The sequence below is a fragment of the Candidatus Desulfofervidus auxilii genome, assembly GCA_030262725.1.
Classification (GTDB): domain Bacteria; phylum Desulfobacterota; class Desulfofervidia; order Desulfofervidales; family Desulfofervidaceae; genus JAJSZS01.
The window spans coordinates 1-11,482 of record JAJSZS010000001.1 but is presented as its reverse complement, the minus strand read 5'-3'; the positions used below and the strand labels follow the sequence as shown (position 1 = coordinate 11,482).

Here is an 11,482-nt window from a genome sequence, read left to right as displayed (position 1 = left end):
GACAAGAAAAAATCTTTTATTATAATAATCGGTTTTTTAAAAACTAAAGGTCAATTGTTTGTGCCCGAGGATACGAACCTAAGAGTTTAAGATAAGCACAAATTTCTTTTAATTCATTTATTGCTTCCTTAATGATTTTATCATTATAATGTCCTTCTAAATCTACAAAAAAAAGATAATGCCAAGGAAGACTTTTCATAGGCCGTGATTCAAGTTTTGTTAAATTGATTTTTCTTTCTGCAAAAGGTCTTAATGCTTCGTAAAGAGCTCCAGGTCTGTGAGGTGTAGCAAAAATCAAAGAGGTTTTATCATGGCCTGTAGGTTTTGGCAATTGATGTCCTATTATCCAAAAACGTGTAGTATTATGAGCAAAGTCCTCTATGTGTTCTTCAAGAATATAAAGACCATATTTTTCTGCTGCCAATTTAGTAGTAATAGCTGCTGCTTTTGGATCTTCTTTCGCTTTTTGAGCTGCTAAAGCTGTACTAACTACTTCTTCAATAGGTATATTAGGTAAGTTAGATGCTAACCATTCTCGACATTGAGCAGCAGCTTGTGGATGAGCATAAATTTTCTCAATATCTTTTTTTTCTCTTGTAATTGAAGCTAGATAATGATTTACTTTTAAATAAATCTCGCCACAAACGTTTAAATTAAATTGCATAAACATATCTAATGTAAAAGCTACTACACCTTCAATTGAGTTCTCTACTGGTACTACACCATAATCATAATGTCCTTTTTCTACTTCATGAAAAACATCTTTAATTGTTGCTACTGGATAAAAAAGTGCAGCTTTGCCAAAATGTTTAATAGCAGCCATATGACTAAATGTAGCTTCGGGACCAAGAAATGTAACTTTCGTAGGACATTGTAATTCCCTTGTGGCTGTAATGATTTCATGAAAAATATTAAAAATAGCTTTATCAGAAAGAGGACCTTTATTAAGCAATTTTAAACGATTAAATATCTCTTTTTCCCGTTGAGGATCCCAAAAATGGAGATTATTTTTAATTTTAATATTACCAATTTTTAAAGCAATTTCAGCCCTTTGATTAAGTAACTCTAAAATTTTTTCATCTAAAATATCAATTTCACTTCTTAATTTCAAAATTTCCTCAGTTTTCATCTTATCAACTTAAAGTTTTTCTTTTAAGGCTCTCATCCTATTTCTCATACGTTGGATTAATTCTTTGAGAGCATTTTGCAATGTAGTTATATCACGATGGCGAGCATAAATTTTATTAATTTCTTCTAACCAGTATTGAATTGTTTCTAATTCTCTTTTATCAAGTTCTTCTTCAAGCTTAGCTTTAATCTTTTTTACTAAAATAGGATCAAGTTGTTGCCACATCTTTAATCTCCTTAATAAATTGCATACCTTTTTCAATAGCTTCTTTATTTAAAGGAAAAAATTTTTCTTTTCCCCCTTTAAGTTTTTCTTTTAATACCTGAAATACTGTTTCAAGCTTTATATAATTAGTCACAACTAAAAAAGCACCCATCATTACCATATTACCCATTTTGCTCAGTTGAAATGCAGGAACACCAAACATTTTCACATCTTCTCTGATTGTAGGTTTCTTAATAAGAAAATTATCATAAAATAATATTCCTTTTGTTTTTAAATAAGGAAGAAATTTATAAAAAGAAGGGGTATTAAAAACAATAAGAATATCTGGATGAGAAATAGCAGGTGAACCAATTGGTTGATCAGCCAATATTACTTGACAATTACAAGTACCTCCACGTGATTCTGGGCCATAAGAAGGTACCCAAGTAACATATTTCCCTTCTTTCACAGCAGAATGAGCAATTAAATCTCCTAAAAATAATACTCCCTGCCCACCAAATCCAGCAATAATAATCTGTATCTTCATTTATCTCTAAATACTCCTAATGGAAAAATTTTTACCATTTCATTTTTAACAAATTCCCAAGATTCTTCTGGGCTCATTTTCCAATTTGTTGGACAATTTGATAATACCTCCACTAAAGAAAAACCTCTTTTTTCTATTTGCTTTAAAAGGGCTTTTTTAATAGCTGCTTTAGTTTGTAAAATATGTTCTACATCATGAAGACTTACTCGTTCTAAATAAACTGGGGCTTCAAGTGTATTAAGCAGTTCGCAAATTCTTAAAGGATAACCAGTATATTCTACTTTTCTGCCTGTTGGTGTAGTAGTACTCTTTTGACCTATAAGGGTAGTAGGAGCCATTTGTCCTCCAGTCATACCATAAACAGCATTATTAATAAATATAACAGTAAAAAGCTCACCTCGATTAGCCGCATGCAATATTTCATTAGTACCAATAGCAGCTAGATCCCCATCCCCTTGATAAGTAATAACAATATTTTCTGGCCTAAGTCTTTTTACAGCAGTGGCAATAGCTGGTGCACGTCCATGAGGTCCTTGAATCCCATCTACTTTTAAATAATTAAGAGCTAAAACAGAACAACCTATTGGTTCAATCAAAATTACTTTTTTCCTAATACCTAATTCATCAATAACTTCACCTAAAATTTTATGTAAAATGCCATGTCCACAACCAGGACAATAATGTGTACGACCTAAATATGTTTCAGGTTCTGGATACTTTGGAATTAAAGCTGAAACACGCATCAAGCTATCTCCTTTATTTTTTCCCAAATATCCTCCTCTGTAGGCACAATTCCTCCATAACAAGCATAGAGTTTTACTTCTGCCCTGCCTTCTACTCCTAAACGCACATCTTCTACAAATTGACCAAATGACATTTCTATTACCAACACTCGATCAATTTGATAATTAGTAAGTTCAGCATAAATTTTATAAGGAAATGGCCATAGTGTAATAGGACGAAGTAAACCTACTTTTACTCCTTTTTCCCTAGCCAAATCAACAGCTGCCTTTGCTACTCTAGAACAAGTACCATAAGCTGTAATCAAGATTTTAGCATCATCTATTTTATAAGTTTCATATCTTATTTCATTTTTCTCTATTTCCTTATATTTCTTTAATAATCTTTTTTTTGCCTCTATCATAGGCTCAGGAACAAGATAAAGAAATTCAATGACATTTTGTTTTTCTCTTTCTCCTATTCCAGTTACAGCCCATGGTTTTTCATATTCCTCTATTGGTATTTTTGGTATTTCCATGGATTCTTTCATTTGACCAAGATAACCATCAGCTAAAAGCATACCAGGATTTCGATATTTATCTGTAAGATTAAAAAGCAACATAGTATGTTCAGCCATCTCTTGAACAGAATTTGGTGCAAAAACAATCAATTTATAATCTCCATGCCCACCGCCTTTTACTGCCTGAAAATAATCTCCTTGTTCTGGTTGAATGCTTCCTAAACCTGGACCACCTCTCATAATATTTACAATCACACATGGGAGCTCACAAGCAGCAAGATAAGAAATACCTTCCATTTTTAAACTAATCCCAGGGCTAGATGAACTTGTCATCACCCTAAAACCAGCAGCAGCTCCTCCCATAACTGCACTAATTGAGGCAATCTCACTTTCCATTTGCATAAAAACTTTAAATTTTGGATAAAGTGGTCTTTCTCCTCTTTTTTCTCTTTCTCTATCAGCAAAAAATTTTTCAGCAAATGCTTCTATAATTTCACTTGCTGGAGTAATAGGATAACTAAAAAAGGCATTTAAACCTGCTCTTAAAGCACCTTCAACAATAGCTTCATTTCCTTTTAGATATAACCTACTCATTCTTTTACCTCAGCATAAATTCTAATAGCTTGCTCAGGACAAATATGATAACAAAGACCACAACCAATACAGCCCATATCTTTCCATTCTACAACAAAATAACCTTTTTCATTTGTATGAGAAGAAAGTTTTAGTAAATGCTTAGGACAGACATATACACATAATTGGCAACCTTTACATTGATCTTCTAAAATTTTTATTTGATAGGAAAGAAATCTAATTAAATGAAGTCTTCGATACATTGTCAGTGTTAAGCTTTTTAAAACGGCGTTTCTTTTTTGTCAAGTTGACAAATCAATATCAAATTGTTAGTGATTTTTGATGCTATTTCTAGGTATAGATATTGCTGGAGCTAAAAATTCTTGGGTATGTGAACTGTCTTGGGATAAAAAGAAGTTATTTTTAGAAATACCACCATATCAAATAGCTGCTTTAGATGAAATATTAAATCTTGTTCAAAAAAAAGTTTTTCTTGGCTGTGCTATTGATGCACCATTAACTTATTCTTCTAGTACAAGAAAATGGAGGATTTCAGATATTGCATTACGTTGTCTTTTAAAAGAAAATAAGAATTGGGTACAATCGCCAAACTCAATGCAGGCAGTACCTTTAAGAGCGCAGCAATTAGTCTCTTTTATCTCTCCTTATGTAGGCTCAATTATTGAAACTCATCCTAGGGCTTCATTATTTTTTATGCTTGAAAAAGAACCTCTTTTAAAAAAATACAAAACTTCTCCTAATGCATTAAAAATGTTAATAGAAAAAACTTTAGCTATCTTACCAAAAGTTTTAAATGTAGAAATAAAAATTTTACCTGAAAATATTGTAAGTGATGGAGCACTTGATGCCTTTATTTGCGCTATAATAGCATTTCTTTATTTTTATATGCCAGATAAACTTTATCGATTACCTTTAGAAAACAATTTAAGAGGGATAGGCCCTTTTTATATTTTTAAACCATCTTGTTTAGAAGAACCTTTAGAAATTAAATATACTCCAGGCAATTATGGAGATGTTTTAAAACAAAGCTGGCTTATTGCCATTGTCAATTGGTTACTTAAATATACAAAGCATTTTCATTACGCTGATACTTTTTGTGGTTTTCCTATTTATAAAACAAGACCAGAAATTATACTTTCTTTTGAAGAAAGATGGTCTTATCTACCACTTTATCATTTACAAAAATCATACCTTAAAAATTGCCAGTATGCTGGTAGTGCATGGCTTGTAAAAGAAATCTGTGAAAAAAAGAAAAAGGATTATTGTATTGATTTTTATGATAAAAATAAAAAAGCTATTTTGGCTTATGAAAGATTATTAAATAAGCCTGCTCTTAAAATAAATAATGGTTATGATATTTTAATACAAAAGCAATCATATGACCTTATTTTCCTTGACCCTTATGCAGATTTTTGGCACATTTGGCAAGAAGTAATTGAAAAAATTTTATATAAACAAAATAATTCTTCAATACTTCTTTTCATCCCTTGGAAACCTGAAGAAAAAAATTATTTTAAATTATGTCATTTTTTAGAAAAGAAAAAAACAACTTATATACATCAAAGCCTTACTTCATTAACTTGTTTACAAGAAACTGGCTACTTTTTTAGTATATTTTTTTTCCCAAAATCTTCTTTATCTAAAAAAGAAATCAAAACCATCCCTTCAATTAGTTAATAAAAATTTAATCATCTGCCAAACTCTACTTTCCAAATAATCTCTTCTTTTTTTGCTTCTGATATCCCTAATATTTCTAATGCTTCTGATTGTGGTTCTATTTTGTTTGCTATAGCATCTACAAAATGAATAAAGGCTATTTCTTTAACAAAATTTTCTGTTTGATTTACACGATGATGAAAAGAGAGAGGGTATTTGATAAAATTCGATAAAGACCATTTTTCACAAAGTAAAAAATTTACTTCTTCATGAGAAAATCCCAATATTTCTTTTTCAGCTTCAATGCTATTCATATTCCTCTCTTTTTTTAACTTTTCTATTTCTAATGTTTTTTCTGGGAAATTTAATGCTATAATAGCTTTTCCTATATCATGTAAAAGTGCAGCAGTTATAATATCTGATTTGTTTTTAAAATTAAGTGATATAGCCACTTCTTTTGCAATATAAGCAGATCTAGTTAAATGTTGCCAGAGATTTACAATAGTTTTTTTGACTTTTTTGCTATATTCTTTTTCTAATAAGGCAAGAGTTACTAATATCCCTTTTAAAGCATTTAGACCAAGAATCATAATTGCTTGTGGAAGGGAAGTAATTTTATGAGAAAATCCATAAAAAGCTGAATTAGCTACACCTAGAATTTTTGCTGAAAGACCAGGATCCCTAGCTACATTTGCTGCTATTATATTGGCATTAGCATGAGGATTTTCTAAAACATTTAATACCTTTTGAATTACAACTGGTATTGCAGGAATTTCAATATTAAGTACTTTATTTTCTGTTTGTACTTCTGCATCTTGCATAATTAACCTCCTTTAAAACTTAAAGTCATATAAAATATCGGCAATTTTTTTATAAAGTTCTGAATTAATAACCTAAAAGATAAAAAATTCCACCTATGATTATTCCAAAACAAAGATTAAATATTTTTGTCCATATACTAGCTTTTAAACTAGCTGAAAAGAGAGGAAGCATACCATGACCATCTTGAACAATAGATGAAGTTAATAATACTGAAAAAGGAATAATTTTTTGATCATAAAGAAAAACAAAAATAAGATGAGGGCCAGATTCAGGAATAATTCCAACAAGGGCACTTAAAAGCAGTACCCAGGTAAGATGCTCTTTAATAAAGTTTTCTAAATTAAAATACATTAAACCAATTTTAATAAACATTAAGGCACCTAAAGTCCAGAAAAATATACGCCAAAGATGGTTTTGAATAAGGTGTTGCCAAATGTGGCTTTCTAGATAATGTTCAGAAGCAAATATACAAATAATTAGACTTATAGATAAGAGTCCTGTAAATGTTATTTTTACCCAATTCCATTTTTCAGGTCCAATACGTCCACTGAGAAATAAAAAAAGTGTAAAAATCAATAATAATATTAAAAGAAAACGATGAAAAGAAAGTTGCTTAAAATTTTTCTTTAAACTATCTAAAGTAAAGGCAGGTTCTGCATATTCTGCATGAAAGCTTTTTTCAGGACAACAAATGTTAAAAGAAGCAGGAAGAAATTTTATCAAATTATCAGCTAGCCAGGCAGCTGTTAATCCTATAAAAAATAACAAAAAAGTAAGTAATAAGGCAGTTTGAGGAATTTTAGCTATCATTACAAAAGATTCATCACCAGAAGTAGCAATCATACAACCAATAACAGCTCCAAGGCTTAATTGTCCATGAATATATAAACTCACTACCATAAATGCTCCTAAACAACCAGGAGTAGCTCCTAAAAAAGCAGCAAGAAAATATTGTCGCCAGCGTCCTCCTTTTAAAAAGATTGTCAATTTTTGCTCAGTAAAAGCATCTATAAAATCTACGACCATCATAATAATGAAAACAAAGACAGTAACTGTTAATGCCTCTCTAAAAATATCACTCCACATAAATGCCTCTTTGAATAAAAATTATATCAAATATGTCAAGGTCTTTGGACAAAAATAATTAAATAGCCGATTTTAAAAAAAATTATAGTTATTTGTTGCCAATGGGATTATTTTTATAGTATAAAATTTACATGGACAATTTTTTTTACCAAATGAGCCTATTTGGCTATACAGTAAGTATGATATGTTTTCTTATCAATCTTTTTACTATACATCGTACACTTCTAAGAATAGCTACATTTATCCTTTTTTTAACTTTTTGGTTACATACAGCAGCAATAGGTTTTAGTTGGATGCGTTATGGATTTTTTCCATTACTTTCAATGGAAGGTTCTCTTTCTTTTGTAGCTTGGTCACTTTCTCTAACTTATCTTATACTTTTTTACCGATTTAATGTAGGCATTTTAGGAGCATTTTTTACCCCACTAATTGTCTCTTTACTTTTCCTTTCACGTCTTGTCCCTGGAATTGCTACTCCTCCACGTCCCTCATTTCGGGAATTATGGCTCAATTTACATATTGGTTTAAGTCTTATTGGTGATGCACTTTTAGCTGTGGCTTTTTGTGCAGGTATTGTTTATCTTTTACAAGAAAGCCAAATTAAACAAAAGAAAACAAGAGGTATTTTTCGCCGTCTTCCTGCTTTATCCTTTCTTGACACTTTAAATTATCATGCCCTCATTGTAGGATTTGTTATGCTTACTTTAGGATTAGTAAGTGGTTCTATTTATGCACAATGGGTCAGAGGACAATTTTTTAGTTGGGATCCAAAAGAAATTTGGTCAGTATTAACATGGCTTGTATATGCTGTTTTATTATATCAAAGAATAACTAAAGGCATGAGAGGAAGGAGAGCTGCCTGGTTATCCATTATAGGCTTTGCTTGCTTGCTATTTACATTTCTTGGAGTTAATTATCTTCTTAAAGGTTATCACAGCTTTAGGTGAAAAATATGAATGCTCATAATATATTGCTTTTAGGTCTTAACTATCGGACAGCTCCTATAGAAATAAGAGAAAAACTTTCTGCTGCTCAACATACAGATGAAATACTTTCACAGCTTATACGCCTTTCTGGCATGAAAGAAGTATTTTTCCTTTCTACCTGTAATCGAGTAGAAATTCTATTTGTTACAAAAAATGCCCCTGAAGTTGCAGTTAAAATAGTAAAAAATTTTCTTTCAGATTATGGAAAAATACCTTTATCTCAGCTTGAAAAGTTTCTTTATGTATATTCTCATATAAATGCTGTCAAACACCTTTTTCGTGTAGCTTCTTCTTTAGATTCTATGGTATTAGGAGAGCCTCAAATACTTGGTCAAATAAAAGATGCCTATCGTCTTGCTTTAAAGCATCGTACAGCTGGACCAATTTTAAATCGCCTTTTGCATAAAGCATTTTCAGTAGCTAAACGCATCCGTACTGAAACAAAATTAGCTCATCATGCTGTTTCTGTTAGTTATGCAGCAGTAGAGATGGCAAAGAAAATATTTGGTCATTTAGAAGGAAAACGCATTATGCTTATTGGTGCAGGAGAAATGGCAGAATTAGCTGCTCAACATCTTTTAAACAATGGTGCTAAAAGTTTAATTGTTGCTAACCGTACTTTAGAAAGAGCAATTGAATTAGCAGAAAGATTTCATGGTCAAGCTATCTCTATGGAAGAAATAAAAGATGCCTTAAAGGAAGTAGATATTATTATAAGCTCTACAGGAGCACCTCATTTCATTATTCATTATGAGGACATAAAACAGATTATGCGAGAAAGGCGTCATCGCCCTATTTTCTTTATTGATATTGCTGTACCAAGAGATATAGATCCAAAGATCAATAAGTTAGATAATGCTTATGTTTATGATATAGATGATTTGCAAAGTGTGGTGGAAGAAAATAGATTGAAACGCCAAAAGGAAGCAATTAAAGCTGAGCGTATTGTAGAAGAAGAAACTATTAAATTTCAACGTTGGCTAGAGACATTGGAAGTAGTGCCCACAATTATTGCCCTTAAATATAAACTTGAAACTATAAGATTAAAAGAATTAAATAAAACATTCAATCGTTTAAAACACCTTTCTGAAGAAGATAAAAAAGCTATCTCCATTATGACAGAGGCAATGATAAAAAAGATTCTACATGACCCTATAACCTTTTTAAAACAAAAGGAAAACAGAGATAAAATTGATTTTTATTTGGATATTACACGTCAATTATTTAATTTAGATAATATAGAAGAAAAACATGAATATCATAAAACATAATAAAGCACTAAAGCAGAGCATAAAGGAATAGAAATAGCATCATCAATAGGAGAAAAAAGTTCAACCAAAGTAGCCGTAATAGCACCTATGATAGCAACAAAGGGGGAGAAAAAATAAAAACCAATGTTTAAACAGACAATAAAGTTGGCTAAAGTACCACCTAAACTTTTTTCTTGCCAAATACGAAAAAGAGGAAAATAATGGCCGACAATAGCTGCTATAGGGTCTCCCAAAGTAAGATAAAGAATAGCACAAGTAGCTATAGTTTTTGGGAAAAAGAAAAGAGTAATGCTGATGGCAAAAAGATAATAAGTACTTCCTGTAATACTTTTTTTCTCTTTCTCTTTGACGAGAAAGCCAAAATAGTTTAAAAACCATTTATTTAAAGGAGGATAAAATAAACGGAGTACATCACCAATAAAGACAAAGATAAATATGACAAAAACTATAAGTGCTGCTTTTTTAGGTGATAATGGAGAAAAAAAATAAATAAGGGGAATTATAGTGCCTATTAAATGCCAAATTTTTCGTAATAAAAATCCCATAAAAAAAATTTACCAAATAATGCTCATTTTAACAATTACAATTAATATTCTTTTTGCCTGTCGACCAAGAAGTTTTTCTTTAAAAACAGGCATTTCAAGCACTATACATCATATAGAAGTAGGTATGGTTTTACTAGAAAAGAATAAACTTAAAAAAGCAGAAAAAGAATTTTTATTAGCTTTAGAATCCAATCCTAAATTAGTTAAAGCCTATATTGGCTTAGCCTTGATAGCAGCAAAACAAGGTAAAGAAAAAAAGGCATGGGAAAAATTAGAAAAAGCTGAAACCTTTGTAAAAAATAATGAAGAAAAAGCAGAAGTATTAATAGGAAAAATTCGATTAATATATCTGCTTTTTACAAAAAAATCCTTATCTATAGCTGAAGAGGCTTTCAAACAAATAATGCAATTAAAACCCGCTCATCCAATAGCAACATATTACATGGCTTGTCTTTATGAAAAGGCATTTTTGTTTGATAAAGCAAAGATATTATTTGAACGAGTATTAAAAACAGAAAATCCATTTGTACTTCAGGCTTATAATGAGATTGAAAAGATTAAAAAGATTGAAAAAGCTCAACCAAAAAGCAATATTGGTAGAGAAATTGGCTTAAAAGATACTCTCACTAAAGCAGATATAGCAGCCCTACTTGTACATGAACTCCATCTACCTCAAATATTAGAAGTAACATCAAAATCTCAAATAATAGTAAGAGATATAGGTAAGGAAAGATTTGCTAAAGAAATTGAAGCTATTGTACCTTTAAAAATAAAAGAACTTTCTGCTACAATAGATGGATATTTTTCTCCTCAACAAAAAATTACACGAGCTTCATTCTGCGAAATTTTACAAGATATTCTGATAAGACTTACTGGAAATAAATATTTAAGTTTTCGTTTTAAAAAAGTAAGATCACCTTATAAAGATTTAAATCCAAAAGCAAGTTATTATAATGCATGTATTCTTGCTTTAGTAAAAGGATTTATTACACCTTATGACCGTCCAAATAGATTATTTGCTCCTATGAAACCATTAAGTGGTGCTGATGCCCTTATTGCTTTAAAACGCCTATGTGAAGAGTTAAAAATAATCTAAAATATATTTTAGTGCAGGAATAAAAATGAGAAAGGCAAGTATGATTTTTATTACTCTTTCAGGAATATATTTTTGTGTTCTTGCCCCAGTATACATACCTAGCATACCCCCTATACCAAACAAAATAGCAATTTTCCAATTGGGTGGATAATCTAGCAAGTAGTAAAAACATACACCCATTATAGAAGTAGTAAATGTGCCTGTAAGGGTGGAACTAGCGATAGCATGAGGTGGTAACATAAATACCGAAATAAGGATAGGGGCTAATAATGCCCCACCCCCAATTCCATAAGCTCCAGAGATAGT

The 11,482-nt window shown here is 30.8% G+C and carries 14 protein-coding genes; 4 read left to right on the top strand and 10 right to left on the bottom strand.

What is annotated here, in order from left to right; genetic code table 11:
• Positions 1-43: 43 nt before the first annotated feature.
• The 6 genes from pheA to LWW95_00045 are packed head-to-tail and all read right to left on the bottom strand — an operon-like array spanning position 44 to position 3,956.
• A complete protein-coding gene (gene pheA / locus LWW95_00070; GenBank protein ID MDL1955437.1) occupies positions 44-1,111 on the bottom strand; it encodes a prephenate dehydratase in 1,068 nt (355 codons plus the stop codon).
• Between the two features lie 27 nt (positions 1,112-1,138).
• On the bottom strand, positions 1,139-1,354 hold the full coding sequence (locus tag LWW95_00065) for a hypothetical protein (protein ID MDL1955436.1): 216 nt from the start codon (positions 1,352-1,354) through the stop codon (positions 1,139-1,141).
• A complete protein-coding gene (locus LWW95_00060; GenBank protein ID MDL1955435.1) occupies positions 1,338-1,880 on the bottom strand; it encodes a 2-oxoacid:acceptor oxidoreductase family protein in 543 nt (180 codons plus the stop codon). Before LWW95_00060 ends, LWW95_00065 begins: the two co-directional genes overlap by 17 nt.
• Positions 1,877-2,623: a thiamine pyrophosphate-dependent enzyme gene (locus LWW95_00055; protein MDL1955434.1), complete on the bottom strand. Its 747-nt coding sequence runs from the start codon at positions 2,621-2,623 to the stop codon at positions 1,877-1,879. The genes LWW95_00060 and LWW95_00055 overlap by 4 nt, the downstream gene beginning before the upstream one ends.
• Positions 2,623-3,714: a 3-methyl-2-oxobutanoate dehydrogenase subunit VorB gene (gene vorB / locus LWW95_00050; protein ID MDL1955433.1), complete on the bottom strand. Its 1,092-nt coding sequence runs from the start codon at positions 3,712-3,714 to the stop codon at positions 2,623-2,625. The genes LWW95_00055 and vorB overlap by 1 nt, the downstream gene beginning before the upstream one ends.
• The gene (locus LWW95_00045) at positions 3,711-3,956 is read right to left on the bottom strand and encodes a ferredoxin family protein (protein ID MDL1955432.1); all 246 of its coding nucleotides are present in this window, start codon (positions 3,954-3,956) and stop codon (positions 3,711-3,713) included. The genes vorB and LWW95_00045 overlap by 4 nt, the downstream gene beginning before the upstream one ends.
• A 79-nt stretch (positions 3,957-4,035) precedes the next feature.
• Between LWW95_00045 and LWW95_00040 the strand changes: the two genes are divergently transcribed.
• Positions 4,036-5,391 carry a DUF429 domain-containing protein gene (locus LWW95_00040; protein MDL1955431.1) on the top strand — a complete coding sequence of 452 codons (1,356 nt, stop codon included), beginning with the start codon at positions 4,036-4,038 and terminating at the stop codon, positions 5,389-5,391.
• Positions 5,392-5,402: 11 nt separating this feature from the next.
• On the opposite strand, the gene LWW95_00035 is transcribed toward LWW95_00040, so the two are convergent.
• Both LWW95_00035 and LWW95_00030 read right to left on the bottom strand, forming a co-directional pair.
• Positions 5,403-6,191, bottom strand: a complete 789-nt coding sequence (locus tag LWW95_00035; protein MDL1955430.1) for an HDOD domain-containing protein — start codon at positions 6,189-6,191, stop codon at positions 5,403-5,405.
• A 64-nt stretch (positions 6,192-6,255) separates the two neighbouring features.
• Complete coding sequence (locus LWW95_00030) at positions 6,256-7,278, bottom strand: putative manganese transporter (protein MDL1955429.1); 1,023 nt, start codon at positions 7,276-7,278, stop codon at positions 6,256-6,258.
• 152 nt (positions 7,279-7,430) lie between these two features.
• On the opposite strand from LWW95_00030, the gene ccsB reads away from it, so the two are divergent.
• Entirely contained in the window at positions 7,431-8,225 is a 795-nt protein-coding gene (gene ccsB, locus LWW95_00025) for a c-type cytochrome biogenesis protein CcsB (protein MDL1955428.1), read from the top strand.
• Positions 8,226-8,230: 5 nt separating this feature from the next.
• A complete protein-coding gene (gene hemA, locus LWW95_00020; GenBank protein MDL1955427.1) occupies positions 8,231-9,535 on the top strand; it encodes a glutamyl-tRNA reductase in 1,305 nt (434 codons plus the stop codon).
• Here hemA and LWW95_00015 read toward each other — a convergent pair.
• The gene (locus tag LWW95_00015) at positions 9,523-10,080 is read right to left on the bottom strand and encodes a hypothetical protein (protein ID MDL1955426.1); all 558 of its coding nucleotides are present in this window, start codon (positions 10,078-10,080) and stop codon (positions 9,523-9,525) included. The two genes, hemA and LWW95_00015, sit on opposite strands and share 13 nt — an antisense overlap.
• Before the next feature lie 19 nt (positions 10,081-10,099).
• On the opposite strand from LWW95_00015, the gene LWW95_00010 reads away from it, so the two are divergent.
• Positions 10,100-11,176 carry a hypothetical protein gene (locus LWW95_00010; GenBank protein ID MDL1955425.1) on the top strand — a complete coding sequence of 359 codons (1,077 nt, stop codon included), beginning with the start codon at positions 10,100-10,102 and terminating at the stop codon, positions 11,174-11,176.
• Here the strand turns inward: LWW95_00010 and LWW95_00005 are convergent.
• The coding region (locus LWW95_00005; GenBank protein ID MDL1955424.1) for a sulfite exporter TauE/SafE family protein at positions 11,162-11,482 on the bottom strand (321 nt) is incomplete at its 5' end. The two genes, LWW95_00010 and LWW95_00005, sit on opposite strands and share 15 nt — an antisense overlap.